General features: G+C 63.2%; 24 protein-coding genes. All 24 read left to right on the top strand.

Annotated elements, in window-relative coordinates:
• Window positions 1-9 precede the first annotated feature (9 nt).
• The 24 genes from NXS98_RS10845 to flgK all read left to right on the top strand — a co-directional run bounded on the left by NXS98_RS10845 (window position 10) and on the right by flgK (window position 19,168).
• Window positions 10-861: a flagellar hook-basal body protein gene (locus tag NXS98_RS10845; RefSeq protein WP_283844992.1), complete on the top strand. Its 852-nt coding sequence runs from the start codon at window positions 10-12 to the stop codon at window positions 859-861.
• A gap of 18 nt (window positions 862-879) precedes the next feature.
• On the top strand, window positions 880-1,428 hold the full coding sequence (locus NXS98_RS10840; protein WP_283844990.1) for a flagellar basal body-associated FliL family protein: 549 nt from the start codon (window positions 880-882) through the stop codon (window positions 1,426-1,428).
• 8 nt (window positions 1,429-1,436) lie between these two features.
• Window positions 1,437-2,354, top strand: a complete 918-nt coding sequence (locus NXS98_RS10835; RefSeq protein WP_283844989.1) for a flagellar motor switch protein FliM — start codon at window positions 1,437-1,439, stop codon at window positions 2,352-2,354.
• Window positions 2,355-2,366: 12 nt separating this feature from the next.
• Window positions 2,367-2,624, top strand: a complete 258-nt coding sequence (gene fliN, locus NXS98_RS10830) for a flagellar motor switch protein FliN (RefSeq protein ID WP_283844988.1) — start codon at window positions 2,367-2,369, stop codon at window positions 2,622-2,624.
• Window positions 2,621-3,055: a FliO/MopB family protein gene (locus NXS98_RS10825; RefSeq protein WP_283844987.1), complete on the top strand. Its 435-nt coding sequence runs from the start codon at window positions 2,621-2,623 to the stop codon at window positions 3,053-3,055. The genes fliN and NXS98_RS10825 overlap by 4 nt, the downstream gene beginning before the upstream one ends.
• Window positions 3,052-3,843: a flagellar type III secretion system pore protein FliP gene (gene fliP, locus NXS98_RS10820; protein ID WP_283844986.1), complete on the top strand. Its 792-nt coding sequence runs from the start codon at window positions 3,052-3,054 to the stop codon at window positions 3,841-3,843. Before NXS98_RS10825 ends, fliP begins: the two co-directional genes overlap by 4 nt.
• A gap of 41 nt (window positions 3,844-3,884) precedes the next feature.
• Window positions 3,885-4,154 carry a flagellar biosynthetic protein FliQ gene (locus tag NXS98_RS10815; RefSeq protein WP_283844985.1) on the top strand — a complete coding sequence of 90 codons (270 nt, stop codon included), beginning with the start codon at window positions 3,885-3,887 and terminating at the stop codon, window positions 4,152-4,154.
• 23 nt (window positions 4,155-4,177) lie between these two features.
• Window positions 4,178-4,945, top strand: coding sequence for a flagellar biosynthetic protein FliR (locus NXS98_RS10810; protein ID WP_283844984.1), 768 nt, complete (start codon window positions 4,178-4,180; stop codon window positions 4,943-4,945).
• Window positions 4,946-4,957: 12 nt separating this feature from the next.
• The gene (locus tag NXS98_RS10805; protein WP_283844983.1) at window positions 4,958-6,046 is read left to right on the top strand and encodes an EscU/YscU/HrcU family type III secretion system export apparatus switch protein; all 1,089 of its coding nucleotides are present in this window, start codon (window positions 4,958-4,960) and stop codon (window positions 6,044-6,046) included.
• 66 nt (window positions 6,047-6,112) lie between these two features.
• Window positions 6,113-8,248 carry a flagellar biosynthesis protein FlhA gene (flhA, locus tag NXS98_RS10800; protein ID WP_283844982.1) on the top strand — a complete coding sequence of 712 codons (2,136 nt, stop codon included), beginning with the start codon at window positions 6,113-6,115 and terminating at the stop codon, window positions 8,246-8,248.
• 3 nt (window positions 8,249-8,251) lie between these two features.
• Window positions 8,252-9,400: a flagellar biosynthesis protein FlhF gene (locus NXS98_RS10795; RefSeq protein ID WP_283844981.1), complete on the top strand. Its 1,149-nt coding sequence runs from the start codon at window positions 8,252-8,254 to the stop codon at window positions 9,398-9,400.
• Between the two features lie 5 nt (window positions 9,401-9,405).
• Entirely contained in the window at window positions 9,406-9,648 is a 243-nt protein-coding gene (locus NXS98_RS10790) for a hypothetical protein (RefSeq protein ID WP_283844980.1), read from the top strand.
• Window positions 9,649-9,654: 6 nt separating this feature from the next.
• Window positions 9,655-10,476, top strand: coding sequence for a FliA/WhiG family RNA polymerase sigma factor (locus NXS98_RS10785; protein WP_283844979.1), 822 nt, complete (start codon window positions 9,655-9,657; stop codon window positions 10,474-10,476).
• A 13-nt stretch (window positions 10,477-10,489) separates the two neighbouring features.
• Window positions 10,490-11,356 (top strand): flagellar motor stator protein MotA, encoded by an 867-nt coding sequence (gene motA, locus NXS98_RS10780; RefSeq protein ID WP_283844978.1) that lies wholly within the window; start codon window positions 10,490-10,492, stop codon window positions 11,354-11,356.
• Window positions 11,357-11,359: 3 nt separating this feature from the next.
• On the top strand, window positions 11,360-12,082 hold the full coding sequence (locus NXS98_RS10775) for a flagellar motor protein MotB (RefSeq protein WP_283844977.1): 723 nt from the start codon (window positions 11,360-11,362) through the stop codon (window positions 12,080-12,082).
• A gap of 12 nt (window positions 12,083-12,094) precedes the next feature.
• The gene (locus NXS98_RS10770; RefSeq protein WP_283844976.1) at window positions 12,095-12,367 is read left to right on the top strand and encodes a hypothetical protein; all 273 of its coding nucleotides are present in this window, start codon (window positions 12,095-12,097) and stop codon (window positions 12,365-12,367) included.
• Between the two features lie 205 nt (window positions 12,368-12,572).
• Window positions 12,573-13,316, top strand: a complete 744-nt coding sequence (locus NXS98_RS10765) for a flagellar hook-basal body protein (protein WP_283844975.1) — start codon at window positions 12,573-12,575, stop codon at window positions 13,314-13,316.
• A 13-nt stretch (window positions 13,317-13,329) separates the two neighbouring features.
• Window positions 13,330-14,112, top strand: a complete 783-nt coding sequence (gene flgG, locus NXS98_RS10760) for a flagellar basal-body rod protein FlgG (protein ID WP_283844974.1) — start codon at window positions 13,330-13,332, stop codon at window positions 14,110-14,112.
• 2 nt (window positions 14,113-14,114) lie between these two features.
• Entirely contained in the window at window positions 14,115-15,146 is a 1,032-nt protein-coding gene (gene flgA / locus NXS98_RS10755; RefSeq protein ID WP_283844973.1) for a flagellar basal body P-ring formation chaperone FlgA, read from the top strand.
• Complete coding sequence (locus NXS98_RS10750; RefSeq protein WP_283844972.1) at window positions 15,136-15,753, top strand: flagellar basal body L-ring protein FlgH; 618 nt, start codon at window positions 15,136-15,138, stop codon at window positions 15,751-15,753. Before flgA ends, NXS98_RS10750 begins: the two co-directional genes overlap by 11 nt.
• An 18-nt stretch (window positions 15,754-15,771) precedes the next feature.
• Window positions 15,772-16,899, top strand: a complete 1,128-nt coding sequence (locus NXS98_RS10745) for a flagellar basal body P-ring protein FlgI (RefSeq protein WP_283844971.1) — start codon at window positions 15,772-15,774, stop codon at window positions 16,897-16,899.
• A gap of 4 nt (window positions 16,900-16,903) precedes the next feature.
• Window positions 16,904-17,257: a rod-binding protein gene (locus NXS98_RS10740; RefSeq protein ID WP_283844970.1), complete on the top strand. Its 354-nt coding sequence runs from the start codon at window positions 16,904-16,906 to the stop codon at window positions 17,255-17,257.
• On the top strand, window positions 17,241-17,735 hold the full coding sequence (locus NXS98_RS10735; RefSeq protein ID WP_283844969.1) for a flagellar protein FlgN: 495 nt from the start codon (window positions 17,241-17,243) through the stop codon (window positions 17,733-17,735). The genes NXS98_RS10740 and NXS98_RS10735 overlap by 17 nt, the downstream gene beginning before the upstream one ends.
• A gap of 8 nt (window positions 17,736-17,743) precedes the next feature.
• Window positions 17,744-19,168: a flagellar hook-associated protein FlgK gene (gene flgK, locus NXS98_RS10730; protein WP_283844968.1), complete on the top strand. Its 1,425-nt coding sequence runs from the start codon at window positions 17,744-17,746 to the stop codon at window positions 19,166-19,168.
• Window positions 19,169-19,178 lie beyond the last annotated feature (10 nt).

Genomic DNA, 19,178 nt, shown 5'->3' with positions numbered 1-19,178 from the left:
TCCAACGTTATGATGCGATCCCTCAACTCCGGCGTCAGCGGCATCCAGCAGTTTCAGACCAGCATGGATGTCATTGGCAATAACATCGCCAACGTCAACACCGTGGGCTTCAAATCCGCCCGCATCAGCTTTGCGGATGCCTTCAGCCAAAGTCTGCGGCCGGCGGCGCCCGGCTCGGGCAACACCAGCGCCACCCCGGCCATGCAGGTGGGCACGGGCGTGACCACCGCCGCCATCAAGAACACTTTTCTGCAAGGGGCGCTCACCCGCACGGGGGTGGCCACGGATTTGGGCATCTCCGGCGAGGGATTTTTCCTGGTGCGGGATTCCCTGTCCGGCGCCACGTATGCCACGCGGGCCGGCGATTTTCGGCTCGACCAGAATGGCTACCTCGTCACCAACCAGGGCTTGCGCGTCCAAGGCTATGCTGACAGCGGCTTGACCACCCTGGGCGACATTCAAATCAATGCCACCGGCGCGCCGGCTACGGCCAGCCCCACCGCCGTGGTGGAAAATTTCGCGGTGGACGCCGAAGGCCGCATCACGGTGCGGCTGAGCGACGGCACCCAATTTGTGCGCGGGCAGATTCTGTTGCAGCGCTTCCAGGACCCGCAGGTGCTCACCAAGGAAGGCAACAATTTGTATGCCAACCTTGCCGCGGCCGGCCCGCTGGCCCAGCCGGCGGCGCCTGGCACCCAGGGGCTGGGGCGGGTGGAGGCGGGCGCGCTGGAATTGAGCAATGTGGATTTGTCCAACGAATTTGCCCAGCTCATCACTACCCAGCGCGCCTTTCAGGCCAACGCGCGCATCATTTCCTCCAGCGACGAGCTGCTGTCGGAGCTGGTGAATCTCAAACGTTAATTCATCTCCCTTGTCGTCATGGCTGCCAACCGACTTGAAAATGCTCCGGCCGAAGCCCCCGCCAAGGGCGGCGGGGCGGCGCCCGCGCCCAAGGCCAGCGCCTTGCAGGCGTGGCTGCCGGCGATTGTCACCATCATCCTCATGCCGGTGCTCGCCTTTTGCACCACGCAGTTCCTGCTTCTGCCCAAGCTGCAAAAGGCCCTGGGCGCCGGCGCCGCCGCGCAGGAGGAACCCGCCACAGACAAGAAAAAGCAGGAAAAAACTCCGCGCCAGACGGTGCAGTTGAACAAGGTGCTGGTCAATGTTGCCGGCAGTGTGGGCACCCGATATTTGATGGCCAACTACACCCTGGTCGGCACCGCGCCCGATTTCAAGGACCGCATCGAGGCCAATCGCGACATGCTGCTGGATTTGGCGGCCGGCGTGATGAGCACCAAAACCATCAGCGACCTCGAGAAGCCCGGCGCCCGCAATCTGATTCGCAACGAGCTGATCAGCGTGTTCAACAACGCCCTGGGCGCCAACCTGGTGAAGGAAATTTACATCACCGAATTCGCCATCCAGTAACCGGTTCCATGAGCGCCGCCCCTGCCCAGTCTTCCGCCCCTGCCGAGGCTCCTGCCAAACCCCTGCGCTGGCAGAGCACTCGCGGCGACATGGTGCCGCTCCGGCAGTTGCAGTGGCTGCGCCAGCGCCATGAGGGCTACGCGCGGGCCATGGCGGACTGGCTGACCTTGCAGCTTCGCATGGATTTCCGCCTGACCCCCAAAGGGGCCGTCATGCGCCCGGTCGCGGAATTCCTGGAGGGGCTGCCTTCGCCCACCCATTTGAGTCTCTTCAAGCTGACCCCCAATGGCCGGGTCCTGTATTTTAATCTGCCCTGCGCTCTGGCGCTGGCCATGGTGGACCGCTGGCTGGGCGGGCCGGGCCTGCCGGAAGCGGAAGAGCGGCCCCTGAGCGATTTGGAGACCGGCCTGCTGGAGCCGGGTGTGCGCATGTTTCTCGAGCAGTGGAAACAGTACTGGGGAGGGGGCCGCGGCTGGAACGTCACGCCCGTCGGCTGCGAAAGCAGCACCCAATTTCTGGAGGTGAAGGATTCGGAGGAACTGCTGTGTGTGCTGAACTTTGACGCGGCGCTGGGCGAGACCACCGGCACCGTTGCCCTGGCCATGCCAGTCAGCCTGGTGCGCGAGCTGTTGCCGCAACCGGCCGCCGCCGTCACCCCCGAGGCCGCGCCCAAGCCTGAAGCCGCCAGGAAACCGGCCTGGAATCCCCTTCTCGAAGACGTGGTGGTGAAGGTCACCGCGGAGTGGTGCGGTCTGGAATTGACCGCCCGCGAGCTGGCCCAGTTGCAGCCCGGCGACCAGCTTGTGTGGGAAGGCGGCGTGGCCGGCGAAGTCCGGTTGCGCATTGGCGGGCGCCCCTTTTTCACGGGGCGTTTGGGCACGCAAAACGGCTGCTGGGCCGTGCAAATCCAGGCCCGGGCAACTTGAAGGAACATGGTTATGGCGACGCAAGAGAATTCCAATTTGGAGGTGGTGATGGACGTGCCGGTCCAGGTGACCGTGGTCCTGGGCGAGCGCGCGATGTCCATCCGCGAGGTGCTGCAACTGAACGCCGGCTCGGTGGTCCCCCTCGAGCGCAAGGCCGACCAGCCCGTGGATTTGTACGTGAACAACAAACTCATCGCCCGCGGCGAGGTGGTGGTGGTCAATGAAAAGTTGGGCCTCAAAATCACCGAGCTGGCCGCCAAAACCCCATGATTAAAATCCGCTCCATCGGCGTGCTGACCGCGCTGGTCTGCGGCCTGGCCTACCCCCTGGCGGCGGCCGATGCCGCCGCGGCGGGCCATTCGCTGGATACGGGCGTTTCCGTGCTGCGGATGTTGGGCGGTTTTATCTTTGTGGTGGCGTTGTTTCTCTGTGCCGCCTGGGCGGTGCGCCGCTGGCAGCGCGGCACGGGACTGCCCCGCCGCCAAGCACCCCGCTTGCGAGTTCTCGAAAGCCGTTCCCTGGGTCCGCGGCACACCCTCTACGTGGTGGGCTATGACCAATGCCGTTTTCTGGTGGCGGCTTCGCCGGGCGGCTTGAACCTGTTGAGCGCCCTGCCGGAGGAAACCGCCGCTCCTGCGGCCCCGGCGCCGGCAGCCGCCAGTTTCACTGAGGCGCTGCAACAAGTTTTGGCCCGCTCATGAACGCACTTGGGCAACGTGGCAAAGGCTGGCTCCTGGGAGCGTTGCTGCTGCTTCTGCTCCTGTGGGGCGGGGCAGGGGAGGCCATGGCCCAGACGGCGGCCACCAACGGCCCGGCATCCGTGCTGCCTTTCCGGGTGACCATTGATGGCGGGCAGGCCGCGGAGGACCTGGACCCGGCCATCCGCGTCCTGGCCATCATCACGCTGCTGGCCGTGGCGCCTTCGCTCATCCTCATGATGACCTGCTTCACGCGCATTGTCATCGTGCTCTCCTTTGTGCGCAGCGCGCTGTCCCTGCAAAGCACGCCCTCGAATCAGATTATCATTGGCCTCTCGCTGTTTCTGACCTTTTTCATCATGGCGCCGGTCTGGGAGCGCATTGACCGCGACGCGATCCAGCCCTACAACGCCAAACAAATCACCGCCCGCCAGGCCATGGACCAGGCCACGGTGCATCTGCGGGCGTTCATGCTCAAACAAAGCCGGCCCAAGGATGTGGAGCTGTTTGTGGAGCTGGCCAAAATGCCCCCCACGCCGCCGGAGCAGTTGCCCCTGCGGGTGGTCATTCCCGGGTTCATCTTGAGCGAACTCCGCACGGCCTTCCAGATGGGCTTTCTGCTGTTTGTGCCGTTTATCCTCATTGATTTGGTGGTGGCCACGGTGCTGATGAGCATGGGCATGATCATGATGCCGCCCATGACTGTTTCCCTGCCGCTGAAGATTTTGTTGTTTGTATTGGTGGACGGCTGGAGCCTGGTGACGCGCTCGCTGATATTAAGTTTCACCTGAGCGCGCCCGCACCCGGCCGCCGCCCCGCCCGGAGGCTGCTTATGACGCCTGAATATGCCATTGATTTGCTGAAAAACCTGATGTACCACGCGGTGCTCATCGCCGCGCCGGTGCTCTTGACGGCCATGCTCATCGGGCTGGCTGTCAGCCTGTTTCAGGCGGTCACCACCATTCACGAGCAGACCCTTTCTTTTGTGCCCAAGGCCCTGGGCATTGTGGCCCTGTTGGTGCTCCTGCTGCCCTGGATCATCCGCGTGATGACCGAGTTCTCCATCCTGATCATCCAGAAAATCCCGGAGATGGCCCGCTGAGCCATGCGGGCCGGGAGGTGCGCATGGCCGAATGGTTGATTGCCTGGATGTCCGTGTTTGTGCGCGCGGGCGCGCTGCTCACGGTGTTTCCCGTCTTCGCCGGGCGCAACTTCCCCCGCCCGCTGCGCGTGGGGCTGGCCGCGCTGATGGGCCTCCTGATTGCCCCGATGGTCGTAGTGCCCGCCGGCGTTGGGCAACATCTGGGTTCCGTGGTGCTGCTGCTTCTGGCGGAAATGGCGGCGGGATTGCTCATGGGCTTCACCTGCCGCATGGTGTTTTTCGCCATTGAAATTGCCGGCGGCATCATCACCCATGAAATGGCCCTGAACATGGCCGCCTCCTTTAATCCCCTGTCCGAGCAGCGCGCCGAGGCTCCCACCATGATTCTGTATTACCTTGGCGCCGTGCTGTTTTTCGCGCTGGACATGCACCACTGGATGCTTGCCGCGTTCCAGCAAAGTTATCAAGTGCTCCCGGCCGGCCTCATCAAACCCGGCGAACCGCTCCTGCGGCATGTCCTGGGGCACAGCTCGCGCATCTTCCTGCTGGCCCTGCAAATGGCCGCCCCCGTGCTGGCCATTGCCTTTCTCATCACGCTCCTGTTCACCATTCTGGGACGCGCCCTGCCGCAGATGAACGTGCTGACCGACAGTTTCCCCATTCGCATCCTGGCCGGCCTGGCCGGCTTTGGCCTGACGCTGAGCATCATGGCACAACACGTGCTGAACTACCTGCGCCGGTTGCCGGAAGACCTGTTGCGCGTGGCGCAACTGCTGGGTCTGGGAGGTTGACCGCGCTGGCGCATGGCATTCGACAGCGACAACAAGACAGAACAACCCACAGCACGCAAGCTGCACGAGGCCGAGAAGAAAGGCCAGTTCGCCCGCAGCCAGGAGGTGCAAACCGTCTTCGTGCTGGCGGCCAGTCTCATGGCCCTGGTCTTTACCGGCCAGGAAACCTGGTATCGCCTGGCGGGAGCCATGGCGTCCAATCTCGCCCATTTGCACGACCAACCCCTTTCCCACAACTCGCTCCCGCGCTTGTTTATCAAGTGGGTCTGGCTGCTGGTCGCCAGTGTGGGGCCGGTGGTTCTCTTCGCCGTGGCCGGCGCGTTGGTGGCGGGCAGCCTGCAAAGCCGCTTCCGCACCGCCAGCGAAGTTCTCGAAGTGGATTGGAATCGTGTCAATCCGGTGCCCGGATTTAAGCGGCTGCTCTCCCTGCGCTCCATCCCGCCGCTGATTCTCAACCTCATCAAACTCTCCGCCATCGTCATTTTGTCCTATTCCGAGGTGAAAAAAGTGGTGGGCGATCCCATCTTTTATACGACGGTGGACGCGGCAAGAATTTCCACCTTCATGGCCGAATCTGCCGTGCGGCTGGCCTTGCGGGTGGGGGCGGTGCTGGTGCTGATTGCCGCCATTGACTACGTTTACCAGTACTGGCGCACGTTGCGCGACCTCATGATGACCAAGGAGGAGGTCAAGGAGGAGATGAAAAACACCGAGGGCAACCCCCAGATTAAAGCCGCCCAGAGACGCCGGCGGGTCACAATGACCCTGCGCAAAATGTATGCGGAAGTGCCTAAGGCAGACGTAGTTGTGACCAATCCCACCCACCTGGCTATCGCCCTCCGCTACGACCGCCGCTCCATGCGCGCCCCCAAAATCCTCGCCAAAGGCGCCCGCCTCAAGGCGCAACGCATCCGGGAAATTGCCCAGCAACATCAGATTCCCATCGTGGAAAGCAAACCTTTGGCACGCCTCTTGTTTAAGCATGGGCGGGTTGGCGGGGAAATCCCCGCCGAGCTGTACGCGGCCGTGGCCGAAATCCTGGCCTGGGTGTACCGGACGTACCGTTACCGCTACTACACCGAGAGCGGCCGCCTGATGTAAAACGCACATGCAGACCGGGTTTCCATACGCGGCCGCCGCCGCGCAGGACAAGGAAAGGGGCAGGGCATGAATGCAGGCGCTGTGGCCGTGGCTGCGCCGCGGCGATGGTTTCAATTTCAGGATTTGTGGCTGACGGTAGGACTGTTCGGCACGATCCTGTTGCTGATTCTGCCGGTTTCGCCCTTTGTGCTCGACGGGCTGCTGGCCTCGAGCATCGCGCTGTCGCTGCTCATTGCCCTGGTCATTTTGTATGTGCGGGACCCAGCCGACTTCACCGGATTCCCCACGCTGCTGCTGTTTGTCACCCTGTTTCGCCTGGCGCTCAATGTGGCTTCCACCCGCCTGATTTTGCTCGACGGCTATGCCGGCCATATCATTGAGGCCTTCGGCAATTTTGTGGTCCGCGGCAACTACGTGGTGGGCATGGTGGTGTTTCTGATTCTGGTGCTCATCAATTTTGTGGTCATCACCAAGGGCGCCGGCCGCATCGCCGAGGTCGCCGCGCGCTTCACCCTCGATGCCATGCCCGGCAAACAGATGTCCATTGATGCCGAACTCAATGCGGGCATCATCACCGAGGCCGAAGCCCGCGAGCGCCGCCGCAAAGTGGAGGAGGAGGCGGACTTTTACGGGGCCATGGACGGCGCCAGCAAGTTCGTGCGTGGTGACGCCATTGCGGCGGTGCTCATCACGTTGATTAACATCATTGGCGGCTTTGCCATCGGCATCATTCAAAAAGGCATGACCGTCACCGAATCCCTTCAGCGCTTCACCCTGCTTTCCATCGGGGATGGCTTGGTGTCCCAGATTCCCGCGCTAATCACCTCCACCGCCGCCGGCATTCTGATTACCCGCGCCGCCGCCAAGGACAACCTGGCCCGGGAATTGGGCCGCCAATTGTTGTTTTATCCGCGCGTCATGAACTTGCTGGCGGTCATGCTGGTCATCATGGCGTTGATACCCGGCCTGCCCATGCTGCCTTTCCTGCTCATGGCCGGGCTGGCCTATGGCGCCGGCCGGTTGCTCCACCGGCATCATTTGGACATGGAATTGGCCGGCACCCCGGCGGGCGCGGCGCTGGCGGGGGGCCGGGCTGCGGCCGCCAAAACCACCAAAGCGGGCGAGGCAGGGGAGGAAACGGCCAAGGCCACCGGCGAAAAACTGGAGGAATTGCTGGCACTGGACGCGCTGCAAATCGAGCTGGGCTACGGCCTGGTGGCGCTGGCCGATGCGCGCAAAGGCGGCGATTTGCTGGAGCGGGTAACAGGGGTGCGCCGCAATTTTGCCACGGAAATGGGCGTGGTCATTCCGCCCATCCGCCTGCGCGACAATCTCCAACTGGGCGCCAATGAATACCGCTTCCTGCTCAAAGGGAATCAAGTGGCCCGCGGCGAATTGATGCCGGGCCATTGGCTGGCGATGAACGCCACGCGCAGCAAGACCCAGCTCAAGGGCATTCCCACCGTGGAGCCGGTTTTTCAATTGCCCGCCATCTGGGTGACGGAAGCCGAACGCCGCACGGCCGAAGTGCACGGCTTCACCGTGGTGGACGCCGCCTCTGTGCTGGTGACGCATCTGTCCGAAACCATCCGCCGCCACGCCCACGAGATATTAAGCCGGCAGGATACCCAAACGCTGTTGGACCACCTCAAGCAAACTCATCCGGCGGTGGTCAATGAGCTGGTGCCCAATCTGCTTTCCATTGGCCATATCCAGCGTGTGTTGCAGAACCTGCTGGCCGAGGGCGTGTCCATTCGCAACCTGGCGGGCATCCTGGAAAAAGTGGCGGACCATGCGCTGGTGACCAAGAATCCGGATGATTTGAGCGAGGCGGCGCGGCGGGCGTTGTCGGCGCAGATTGTGCGCCCGTACCTGAATGAGCAGGGGGTCCTGCGCGTCATCGCCATGGACCCCAAGCTGGAGCAGCAGATCGCCCTGGGTCTGCGCAGCACGCCCACGGAAGTTTCCCTGGCCCTGGAGCCGCGCCTGGCCCGCCATCTGGTGGAGGCGCTGTCGCGGCACGTGCAGCGGCTGCTGGCCGAGGGCCACGCGCCGGTGATGGTCTGCGCTCCTCAAATTCGCCTGCCGCTTCGCCGTTTCCTTGCGCCGACTTTCCCGGACGTGGTGCTGCTGGCCTACACCGAGATTCCACCGCGGGTGGAAGTGCAAAGCGCCGCTTTGATTGGCGCGCTGGAGGGATAAACCATGATGCGCACCCAAACCTTTCACGCGCGCAATGCCCGCGAGGCGGTGGCCCAAATCCGCGAGACCCTGGGGCCGGAGGCGGTGGTGTTGCAGGTGCGCAAGGTGCGCGCCCAGGGCCTGGCGGGTTGGTTGGGCCGCCCGCGCATTGAAGTTGTGGCCGCCCTGCCGGAGCCGGACACGGCGGCGCAGGCGCAGGACGTATTGGCTCAGGTCAAACGCGAGCTGGCCGAGCTGCGCGCCCTGGTGGAAAGACAGCAGACCACCCCCGTGGCCGCGCCCCTTCCGCTGGAGACGGAGCCGGACTGCCCGCCGGAGCCGGGTGAACTCACCGACTTTCTCCTGCGCATGGGGCTGCTGCCGCGCTACGCCCGCCAGATGGCCGCGGCCCTCCGCGTGGCCGAAGCGCCGCAAGGCGGGGTGACTCACCGCGGCATGCTGGCTGCGTTGCAATCGCTGTTGCAGGAGCGATGGCGGGCGCCAGTCCCTTTGCAACGCGATTGTTTGCAGGTTTTGGTGGGCGCGCCGGGGGTGGGCAAAACCACCGCCCTGTGCAAATGGCTGGCCCGGTTGGTCTTGCGGGAAAACCAGTCCGCACGCGTCTGGTGCGCGGACGGGGAACGCCCCAATTTATCCGAATCCCTGCGGTTGCAGGCCGAATTACTGGGCGTGCCCGTGGCCCGCCTGGGAGCCGCGGGCCTGCCTTCAGACCCAAGCCGGGAAAATCACTGGCAATTTGTGGATATGCCGGGGGTGTCCTGGCAAAACCGGGCCGCCATCGAGGCGTTGCGTCAACGCGCCGAAGCCTGGGGGCCGGTCCAATGGCATGTGGTGGTGTCGGCTGCGTATGACACGCGCCTGATGCTCCAGCAAGTCGAGTCCTTTTCCTGCCTGCCGCTGGCGGGTGTCATGGTAACGCATGTGGATGAACAGCCGCACCTGGGCAAGCTCTGGAATCTCCTGTGCGGCACAAATTGCTCAGTCCGCTTTCTGGCGGGCGGGCAAAATATTCCGGGTGAGTTCTCGCCGGCCACCCCGGCCGCGCTGGGACCGGCCATTTTGTGGGCAGAATCCGCCCCTTGGGCCGCTTCGACGGCTGTGGGGGCGGCTGGCAAGGCTTCTGCTATGCAAGGCGTCGCTGACTGGTCATGAAGTTTATGATGTTACTTGGCGGAATTATTGGATTCGGAATCGGCATTGGGTTTGGCCTGGCCGAATCCAGCCCCGGCCCCGAGGCGCTGTGGCGAGCGGCAGCGGCTGCGCTGGTGGGGGGGGTGCTCATGCGCTGGTGGGGACGCGTGTGGGTGAAGAGCCTCCGCCAGGCTCACCAAGACCAGGCAGCGCGGGCGGCGGCCGAAGCCGAAGAAGCCAGAAAAACTGAAACCACCAAAAAACCGTAAGCCACCATGAACAGCGCGCCTCTAGAAAATACCTGCGAGCCGGCCGCACCCCAAGCGGCGCAGGTGACGGTGGCCGAGCTTTGGAAGCGCTACCACCAGGACCGCACTTCCGCGGAAGCGGAGGAGGCGTTGATTCAACAGTACCTTCCCTGGGTGAAAACCGTGGTGGGCCGCGTGGCGATGACCCTTCCGCCGCACGTGGAAATGGAAGATTTATACAGCGCCGGCCTGGTGGGGCTGCTCAACGCCGTGCGCAATTACGATCCCCGCTCCAATGCCTCCTTTGAAACCTACGCCCGCCTGCGCATTCGTGGCGCCGTCCTGGATGAATTGCGCAAGATGGACTGGATTCCCCGTTCCGTTCATGCCAAGGCCCGCAAAATCCAGGCGGCCATTCAGGAGCTGGAGCAGAAACTGGGACGGCTGCCGTCCGAGGCGGAAGTGGCCAAAGCGCTGGGCTTGTCCCTGCGGGAATATGAACATTGGCTGGACGAGGTGCGCCCAGCGGCGTTTGTGAGCCTGGATTCCGCCGGGGTGCTGGACGATGCCGACAGCCCGCCGCAATACGAAAGCGTGGCAGACAGCCAGCAGGAAACCCCCGCGCAAAAAGCCGCCCGCCGCGAACTGGCGGCCCTCATCGCGGAGCGGCTGGAGCAGTTGCCGGAAATGCAGCGCAAGGTGCTGGCGCTTTACTATTTTGAGGACATGCGGCTGCGGGAAATTGCGGAGGTGTTTGGCCTGACCGAATCCCGCATCTGCCAGATTCACGCGCAGGCCATCATGGCCATCAAATCCTATTTAATCAAACGGGAAGCGATTCCCGAATGACCCGGATATTCTCATGATTGTCATCATTGGCAGTGTCGTGGTGCTCATGTCGGTGCTGGGCGGTTACGTGCTGGCAGGCGGCCACATTGGCAACCTGCTGCACATCTCCGAGCTGATTATCATCGGGGGCGCGGCGCTGGGGGCCTTGGTGGTCATGTCGCCGGCCAAGGTGCTCAAGGACATGGTGCACCAAATCATGGCGGCATTGAAGGGCACGCCCTATAGCAAGGCGGCGTATGAGGATTTGCTCAAAGCGCTTTATGAGCTGTTTCTCCTGGCCCGCCGCAATGGCATGATTGCCCTGGAAGAGCATGTCCTCAATCCGCAGACCAGCAGCATCTTCTCCAAGTATCCCAGTTTCGTGAACAATGCCGAGGCGCTGGAGTTTTTGTGCAGCGCGTTGCGGCCGGTGATTGATGGCAAGATCAAGCCGGACCAGCTCAAAATGCTCATGGATATTGAACTGGAAAGCATGGAGGAGGAGCATTATGCGCCGGTGAGCGTGTTGAGCAAAACCGCCGATGCCATGCCGGGGTTTGGGATTGTGGCGGCGGTGCTGGGCATTGTCATCACCATGGCGGCCATTTCCGGACCCATTGAAGAGATTGGCCACAAGGTGGCGGCCGCGCTGGTGGGCACTTTTCTGGGCATTCTCCTCGGCTACGGTTTCCTGAATCCCCTGGCGGTCAATCTGGAGTTCAACGGGCAGGCCAAGGCGGCGTATTTGCGGTGCATTGCTTCCGCCGTCGTGGGTTTTTCCAGCGGCATGGCGCCCATCATGGCCGTGGAAATGGCCCGGCGCGGCTTGAACAGCGATGTCAAGCCCACCGCCGAAGAGCTGGAAAAGATGCTCAAAGGCGTGGGCCAGACCAAAGGATAAGCCATGGCGCGCAAACACGGTTCGCACGGTGGCTCGTGGAAGGTGGCCTACGCGGACTTCGTCACCGCCATGATGGCCTTGTTTCTGGTGTTGTGGCTCAGCTCGCAGGACCAGAAAATCAAGGAAGCCATTGCCCGCAGTTTCCGCAACCCCTTCATGTCGGTGACCAAGGAGTCCACCGGCATCATCCCCAACAAGGAATACCATTCCGTCAAGGCCGAGAGCGGAAAGTTCGATGCTGCCTCCGCCGTCGAGCTCAACATGCTACGCCGGTTGAATGAGGATTTGCTCAAGGCGCTCAATACGCAGGAGCCGGAGGAGGAGCAGACCGTGCGCATCGAGCTGACGCCGGACGGCTTGCGCATCAGCGTGTTTGATCGCGCCCGCAAGCCGGTGTTCCAGCCGCATTCGGATCAATTTACCTCCTACGGCGCCTGGGTCTTCAGCACGCTGGCATGGCAAATAGCCCGGTATCGCGGTTTTAATGTGGAATTGGAGGGCCATACCGAAAAAGTGGCCACTCCGCCGCCCCATGCGCCGGACCCCTGGGAACTGACCAGCGGCCGCGCCAACACCGCCCGCCGCGAGCTGGTGAAGCACGGCGTGCAGCCGGACCAGATTAAGAAGGTGGCCGGTTACGCCGACACCGTCCCCATGCCCGGCATGGCGCCGGAGGATGAGGTCAACCGCCGCGTCAGCGTTATGCTGCGGGTGAGCAATAAATAACACGATTTTCCCATGCCAGCTCCTGGCCCATTCATCCCCCTGGCGCTGGGCTCCTCAGCGGAGGGTGAAAAATCCGCGGTGTTCCGCGCCCATGTGGTGAAAACCACGGACGACACCCGCTTCGAACCGCTGGCCAGTTTGTTGCCGGCGCCCGCTTGCGGGGCGGACCCGGCGGGTCCCAGAGTCGAATTGGAGCGCAATGGCCGCACCATCACCCGGATTCGCATCATCTGCACCTGCGGCCAGGTCATCGAACTGGATTGCCGCTATCAGACTGCGCCTTGAATGAACCGGCCCGACCGCCGTCATTCACCCCTCCGGTTGCCTCCTTCGCCTGCCCGCCTGGGGCGGGCGCTTTGCCTTCCCTGCCGGAAAAATTACACCAGCTTCAACGGCAGCTTTTGCCGCCTTGAGGGATGGAAACGTCCAAAGAATCGCGTTTCAGGCCCTTCCTGCGGCTGGCACAAGGTGTGCTTGCGCTTCAGGAAGCATGAATGTCAGTCTTTACCAGGCTTCTGCCGCGATGAACGCCGCCACCCGCTGGCAAGAGTTAATCGCCGAGAACCTGGCGGGCGCGCCGGTGACCGGTTACAAAAAGCGCGAGCTGAGCACCGAGGCCGTGCAGGCGGGTTTGATGCTTCCCGGCAACCAGCCAGCGCCGGTGTTTTTGCTGCCGCACGCCACTTCGGAGTTAAATTTGCAGCAGGGGGAGCTGCGCCGCACGGGCGTGGCCACCGATGTGGCGATTGAAGGGCCGGGATTCTTTGAAGTGCAGATGCCCAACGGCAGCCCGGCTTACACGCGCAATGGTGAATTTCGCCTCACGGCCCAAGGCCAGCTCATCACCAAGGGCGGCCAGCCAGTGATGGGGGAAACCGGGCCCATCCAGATTGACACCGCTTCCGGTGAACCGGTGACCATTACCGCTTCCGGCGAAGTCAGCCAGGGCGGCGTGGTGCGGGGGAAATTGAAGGTGGTGGAGTTCGACCAGCCGCACCTGCTGACGCCCGCGGGCGCGGGTCTGTTCACAGCGCAAAATCCCCAGCTTCAGGCGCGGCCGGCGGCCGTTTCGACGGTATGCCAGGGCTTTCTGGAAGCTTCCAACATTTCACCCACGCTGGAAATGGCGAATTTGATTGTGGCCATGCGCCAGTTTGAAACCGCCCAGCGGGTGATTCAAATGCAGGATGAACGCATGGGACGGACGATTGCTGAGTTGTCCGGCAATGGCTGAGTGAGAGAGGCTTATGTTGCGCGCGTTATATTCTTCGGCGGCCGGGATGCAATCCCAGCAGTTAAACCTGGATGTGATTGCCAACAACCTGGCCAACGTGAACACCACCGGCTTCAAGAAAAGCAAGGTGGAGTTTCAGGATTTGCTGTATCAGACCACGCGCGCGCCGGGCAGCGAGACCGGCGGCGGCAACATGCTGCCTACCGGCTTGCAGGTCGGACATGGCGCGCGCGCCGTGGCCACATCCAAGGTGTTCACCAATGGCGAGTTGACACAGACCGGCGAGCGGCTGGATGTGGCGATTCAGGGGGACGGTTTCTTTGAAATCCAGATGCCGGACGGCACTCGCGCCTACACCCGCGACGGCGCCTTCAAAACCGGCCCGGACGGCCGGGTCACCACCAGTGATGGGTTGGTGGTGCTGGGCGGTTTTCAGCCGATTCCCACCGGCACCACCGGCATCAGCATTTCCGCCAATGGCGAGGTCACCCTCACCGGCGCCAACGGCACCCAGACGTTTCGCGTGCAGTTGGTGCGCTTTGCCAACCCCGCCGGGCTCGAAAGCCTCGGCCGCAACTTGTACCGCGAGACCCAGGCCAGCGGCACCCCCGAGCTGGGCAATCCGGGCGAAAATGGGTTTGGCACTCTCGCCCAGGGTTTTCTGGAAATGTCCAACGTCAAGGTGGTGGAGGAGATGGTCAATCTGATCCTGGCCCAGCGGGCGTATGAAATCAATGCGCGCGCAGTGCAGGCGGCGGATGAGATGATGCAGATCAGCAACAATTTGCGGCGTTAATCATGATCCGTTTTGCCCTCATTCCTTTCTGGCGGGAAGCCGGCTGCGCAGCCGCTCGCGGCGGCGCGCGGCTGGCCGGGGTTGCCCGTGCCCTCCTCCACCGCGCCCTCCTGTTTGGGGGGCTGGCCGCCTTCTCCCTCCTGGGCGGCGAGCCCCCCAGCTTTTCGCTGCTGCCCGCGGTGGCGGTGGAGCGTTCCGGAGTGTTCCTGCATCAACTGCTGGCAACTCCCGCCCCTGAAGTGCCCACCAATCTCTGGCTGCTGCCCGCCCCGGCGCCCGGAAAACCATGGCGCTTGAGCCGGGCGGATTTGAGCGCGCTACTCTTGACCAATGCCCCCACCCTGGCCGCGGCCCAATGGACGGGCGCGCCGGCGGTGGTCATCAGCCGACGCGTGCGGGCCTTGTCCGAAGCGGAAGTCGCGGCGCTGCTGCGCGAGCCGCTCAGCCGCGAGTTTCAATGCCGGCCCGAAGATTTGGAGCTGAAAGTGGCCCGTTTGCCGGTGCCGGTGCTGGCGCCGGACGAGCCCCTGACGCTGAAGGTGGTGGAGCTGCCGGCCACGGGGCCGTCGGCCTCGTTCCTCTTGCGATTTGAATTGCGCGGGGACACCGAGGCGTTTGGCGTGTGGCAGGCGGCGGTGCAGGCGCGGGTATGGAAAGAGGTTTACGTAACCGCCGCCCCTCTCAAGCGCGGCCAGACCCTCGACCGCCAGGCCGTGACGCTGGAGCGGCGCGATGTGTTGCTGCTGCGCGAGGCCTGCGACACCCTGCCAGCCGAGCCGGAATTGCTGGAGGTTACCGAAAACCTGCCGGCGGGCGTGCCTTTGCTGCGCCGCGCCCTCCGGCTCAAGCCGGTGGTCAACCGGGGGCAGTTGGTGCGGGGGGTGGTGCAAGAGGGCGCCCTCTCCATCGCCCTCAAGGTGGAAGTCCTCGAAGACGGCGCGCCCGGCCAATGGATTCGCGTGCGAAACCCTCAAAGCAAGCGCGAGCTGCGCGGAAAGGTGCAAGATGAACAAACCATTCTCATTGTTCTCTAAACTGGCCCCCCTGGCGGTGGCGGTGGCGGTCTGCGGCGGTTTCTCCGCCGGCGCGGACTCGCTGTGGGACGAGGAATCTTCCCGCAGCATGTTTGCCGACAAACGGGCCAGCGCCGTGGGCGACATTCTCACCATTGTGGTGCAGGAAAACAACGCCGCCTCCAAGGAAGCCACCACCAAGACCGCCAAAAAAAGCGGTGTGGACGCGAGCATCCAGAATTTTCTCTATGGGCCGGCGGCCAGTGGCTTGTTAACCAAGGGCGGCCAATACCCGGCACTGAAGTTCAGCGCCAAGAATGACTTCGAAGGCGGCGGCCAAATCAATAACAGCGAGAAAATCACCGCCCGCATCGCCGTCCGGGTGGTGGACGTGCTGCCCAACAAAAACCTGGTGGTGGAAGGCCGGCGCCAGACGTCGTTCTCCGGCGAGGTGCAGGATGTGGTCCTGCGCGGGGTGGTGCGGGCCGAGGATGTCACCGCCAACAACACCGTCTTCAGCTATCAGGTGGCCGATGCCACCATCACCATTTTGTCCAAAGGCTCGGTTTCCAACACCCAGAAAAAAGGCTGGTTCACTCGCGTGTGGGATAAAATCAGCCCCTTCTGAGGCGCCCCAAACATGAGTATGATGTGCTTTCCTGACTCCAGCAAACCGTGGCGCGCCTGGCTGGGCGCCGGCATGGCCCTGCTGCTTTCGCTGCCGGCTTTCGCCGCCGGCGTGCGCGTCAAGGATTTGGTCATGGTGGCGGGTGCGCGGGAAAACCAACTGGTGGGTTATGGCCTGGTGACGGGCGTGGCCAATGACGGCGACAAAAACCCCACCTACACCTTGCAAACCGTGGCCAACATGCTTCAGCGCTTTGGCGTGCAGGTGCCCCCCTCCACCTTGTCGTCCAAAAATGTCGCCGTCGTCCTTGTCACGGCGGATATTCCGGCTTTCGCCAAACCGGGCATGCGCCTGGATGTTCTTGTATCGTCCATGGGCGACGCCAAAACCATTCAAGGCGGTGTGCTCCTCCAGACCCCCCTGTTGGGCGCCGACGGCCGGGTTTATGCCGTGGCGCAGGGGGCCATTTCCATCGGGGGATTTGTTGGTGGCACGGGCGGCGCTGGCGGCGCCAGCGTCCAGAAAAATCATCCCACCGTAGGCCAGATTATTGGCGGCGCGCTCGTGGAAAAGGAAATTCCGGCCACCATTGTCCAAAACCAGTGCGTGGAATTGCTCCTCCGGCAGCCCGATTTTACTTCGTCCGCCCGTCTGGCGGCGGCCATCAACGAGAAATACCCCAACAGCGCTGTCCCGCTGGATGCCACTTCGGTGCGGGTGAAACTGCCGGCGGGCGCGGAAAAAACGCCGGTGGATTTCCTGGCTCGTCTCGAGGCCCTCGAAGTGGCGCCGGATGTGCCCGCCCGCATTGTCATCAATGAACGCACCGGCACCATTGTGGCCAATGCCCGCGTCCAGATTTCCGCCTGCGCCATCTCCCACGGCAACCTGACCATTACCATCGCCTCCTCTCCCGAAGCCTCCCAGCCGGGGCCGTTAAGCAGCGGCACCACCGTGGTCCTCCCGCGCACCGAAACCACCGTCACCGAAAACAAATCCAGCCTGGTGGCCCTGCCCGAAATGCCCACCATCGAAAAAGTCGCGGCCAGCTTGAATGCGCTGGGGGTGACGCCGCGCGACATGATGGCGATATTTCAGGCCATGAAACAGGCCGGCGCCTTGCAGGCCGAACTCATCATTCGCTGACGTTATGATTGCCCCCGTGCCCCCCCTCAATGCCGCTGCTTCCCGCCCGCTCTCGCCGGAGGAACTGAGCTGCCGGCCGCAACCGGAAGATGCCGCGCGGCGCGCCGAGGCCGCCCGTCAATTTGAAGCCATGCTGGTGCGGCAAATCCTCACTGAAGCCCAGAAACCTGTGTTCCGCAGCAGCCTGGTCAAGGATTCCACTGCCTCTGCCATTTACCGGGACCAGCTCACGGCCCAACTGGCCGATGCCGTCACCCAGGGTGGCGGCTTGGGTTTGGCCCGGGCTCTTTTGGAACAATGGCAGACACCACCCGCGCCGGCCGAGCGCCGGCCTTTGACACATGAGGGAGCATCTTGAAGCCTTGGTGGCCGCTTTGCGTGCCGAGTTGACCCAATATGGCGAGCTGCTGGCGCTGTTGGACCAGCAGCAGGAGCAGGTCATGGCACGGGAGGCCGATGAAACCTTGCGCCTGGCCGCCGCCATCAATCACCAGAGCAGCCTGGTCCGCCAGGCCCGCGAGCATCGCGAACAATGCCGCCGCCAACTGGCACGCGCGCTGGGGTTGCCGGGGGACCCCACCCTGACCGGCCTGTTGCCGCACCTGCCCGAAGAATACCAGTTGTTAATTCAGGCCTTGGTGGACGAAAACAACCGGCTCCTGGTGCGGGTGCAACAGCGGGCCCGCCAGAACCACCTGCTCCTGGCGCGCACCGTGGAGCTGATGCGCAAATTCATTGAGTCGCTGTTTCCTTCCGGTAGCACTCCGGTGTACGACCAGAGCGGGCGGGTGGGGGCGGGCTTGCCGGGCACCTCCTTGTACGAAGCTGTCGGCTAAAAACGCTTATGCTGGGCTTGTTTGGCACCTTGGACATGGGCGCGCGGTCACTGCAAAACCAGTTGACCGGCATCGAAGTCACTGGTCACAACCTGGCCAACGTCAACAACCCCGCCTACGCCCGGCAGCGGGTGCGCTTCCAGACCAACACCACCATCCCCACGCCCCTGGGACCGCAAGGCACCGGCGCCCAGGTGGTGGCCATCACTCAATTGCGCAACGCCCTGCTGGACCGCCAGCTCATCAACGAGGCGGGCCTCAGCGCCTACTGGCAAACCCAGCAACAGCTCCTGGAACAGGCTGAAACTTCCCTCGGCCAGCAGCTTGACCGCCAGGCCGGCAGCGTCAGCGCCGCCGGCACCAGCGGCATCAGCGGGCAGATGGGCCTGGCAGAAAACCTGAGCGACCTCTTCAATGCCTTCCAGAGCGTGGCCGCCCAGCCCGCCAGTCTGGAAGAGCGGCAGGTGCTCGTGCAAAAGGCGCAAGCCTTGGCCGAGCAGTTTAACCGCCTGGCCGGACGCCTCACCGGTTTGCAATCCACCATCCAACAGCAATTGCAGGACGAAGCGGCCGCCGTCAACCGTCTCACCGCCGAGATTGCTGCGTTGAATCATCAAATTGCCCGCACCGAACTTTCCGCCAAAGGGCCGGCCAATGACCTGCGCGATTTGCGGCAGGAGAAGCTGGAGGAGCTGGGTAAATACCTGAATCTGGAGGCGGTGGAAGACGAAACTGGCCAGGTCAACGTTTCCGTTAATGGCGTCATGCTGGTGGACGGCCAGCAGGTGGCTTTGCCCCTGGAGATTTACGATGCCGGCCAGGGCCAGTGGCAGGTGCGGACCTCCGACGGCCAGCCCCTCCCGTTGTCCAGCGGCTCACTGGCAGGACTCATCGAAACCCGCGACGGCCCCCTGGCAGACGCCTTGACTCGCCTCAACCAGTTGGCAGGGGCGCTGATTGCCGCAGTGAACACCGCCCACGGCGCCGGTTTTGACCTGGAGGGCAACACTGGACTGGACTTCTTTGAGGGCACCGATGCCGCCACCATCCGCTTGAATGAGGTGTTGGCGCAGAATCCAAGCCGTTTCCAGGCGGCAGGCGTGGCCGGCGCCCTCGGCGATAACCAAACCGCTCTGGCCCTGGCACGGTTGGCGGTAACCGCGCAGCCTGCTCTGGGCCATCAAACCTTCCAGCAATTTTACCATCAGACCGTGACCAACCTGGGCGAAGCCCTCGCGCAAGCCAATCGCCAGGTGAAAAATCAGGAGGCAGTCGAGCAAATGTTGCGCCGCCAGCGCGACGCTGTCAGCGGAGTTTCCTTGGACGAAGAAATGACCGAGATGGTCAAATTCCAAAAAGCTTTCCAGGCCTCGGCGCGGCTGGTGAGCACGGTGGATGAATTATTGGAGACCGTCATCAGTATGAAACGTTAAGCACGGAGGC

This window comes from Fontisphaera persica (genome assembly GCF_024832785.1).
Taxonomy (GTDB): Bacteria; Verrucomicrobiota; Verrucomicrobiia; order Limisphaerales; family Fontisphaeraceae; genus Fontisphaera; species Fontisphaera persica.
This window is presented reverse-complemented; position numbering and strand designations above follow the sequence as displayed.

Excerpts from the sequence above, each read along its gene's own strand:
- NXS98_RS10845 (WP_283844992.1), top strand. The coding sequence starts at position 10 with ATGATGCGATCCCTCAACTCCGGCGTCAGCGGCATCCAGCAGTTTCAG.
- NXS98_RS10840 (WP_283844990.1), top strand. The coding sequence starts at position 880 with ATGGCTGCCAACCGACTTGAAAATGCTCCGGCCGAAGCCCCCGCCAAG.
- NXS98_RS10835 (WP_283844989.1), top strand. The coding sequence starts at position 1,437 with ATGAGCGCCGCCCCTGCCCAGTCTTCCGCCCCTGCCGAGGCTCCTGCC.
- fliN (WP_283844988.1), top strand. The coding sequence starts at position 2,367 with ATGGCGACGCAAGAGAATTCCAATTTGGAGGTGGTGATGGACGTGCCG.
- NXS98_RS10825 (WP_283844987.1), top strand. The coding sequence starts at position 2,621 with ATGATTAAAATCCGCTCCATCGGCGTGCTGACCGCGCTGGTCTGCGGC.
- fliP (WP_283844986.1), top strand. The coding sequence starts at position 3,052 with ATGAACGCACTTGGGCAACGTGGCAAAGGCTGGCTCCTGGGAGCGTTG.
- NXS98_RS10815 (WP_283844985.1), top strand. The coding sequence starts at position 3,885 with ATGACGCCTGAATATGCCATTGATTTGCTGAAAAACCTGATGTACCAC.
- NXS98_RS10810 (WP_283844984.1), top strand. The coding sequence starts at position 4,178 with ATGGCCGAATGGTTGATTGCCTGGATGTCCGTGTTTGTGCGCGCGGGC.
- NXS98_RS10805 (WP_283844983.1), top strand. The coding sequence starts at position 4,958 with ATGGCATTCGACAGCGACAACAAGACAGAACAACCCACAGCACGCAAG.
- flhA (WP_283844982.1), top strand. The coding sequence starts at position 6,113 with ATGAATGCAGGCGCTGTGGCCGTGGCTGCGCCGCGGCGATGGTTTCAA.
- NXS98_RS10795 (WP_283844981.1), top strand. The coding sequence starts at position 8,252 with ATGATGCGCACCCAAACCTTTCACGCGCGCAATGCCCGCGAGGCGGTG.
- NXS98_RS10790 (WP_283844980.1), top strand. The coding sequence starts at position 9,406 with ATGATGTTACTTGGCGGAATTATTGGATTCGGAATCGGCATTGGGTTT.
- NXS98_RS10785 (WP_283844979.1), top strand. The coding sequence starts at position 9,655 with ATGAACAGCGCGCCTCTAGAAAATACCTGCGAGCCGGCCGCACCCCAA.
- motA (WP_283844978.1), top strand. The coding sequence starts at position 10,490 with ATGATTGTCATCATTGGCAGTGTCGTGGTGCTCATGTCGGTGCTGGGC.
- NXS98_RS10775 (WP_283844977.1), top strand. The coding sequence starts at position 11,360 with ATGGCGCGCAAACACGGTTCGCACGGTGGCTCGTGGAAGGTGGCCTAC.
- NXS98_RS10770 (WP_283844976.1), top strand. The coding sequence starts at position 12,095 with ATGCCAGCTCCTGGCCCATTCATCCCCCTGGCGCTGGGCTCCTCAGCG.
- NXS98_RS10765 (WP_283844975.1), top strand. The coding sequence starts at position 12,573 with ATGAATGTCAGTCTTTACCAGGCTTCTGCCGCGATGAACGCCGCCACC.
- flgG (WP_283844974.1), top strand. The coding sequence starts at position 13,330 with ATGTTGCGCGCGTTATATTCTTCGGCGGCCGGGATGCAATCCCAGCAG.
- flgA (WP_283844973.1), top strand. The coding sequence starts at position 14,115 with ATGATCCGTTTTGCCCTCATTCCTTTCTGGCGGGAAGCCGGCTGCGCA.
- NXS98_RS10745 (WP_283844971.1), top strand. The coding sequence starts at position 15,772 with ATGATGTGCTTTCCTGACTCCAGCAAACCGTGGCGCGCCTGGCTGGGC.
- NXS98_RS10740 (WP_283844970.1), top strand. The coding sequence starts at position 16,904 with ATGATTGCCCCCGTGCCCCCCCTCAATGCCGCTGCTTCCCGCCCGCTC.
- NXS98_RS10735 (WP_283844969.1), top strand. The coding sequence starts at position 17,241 with ATGAGGGAGCATCTTGAAGCCTTGGTGGCCGCTTTGCGTGCCGAGTTG.
- flgK (WP_283844968.1), top strand. The coding sequence starts at position 17,744 with ATGCTGGGCTTGTTTGGCACCTTGGACATGGGCGCGCGGTCACTGCAA.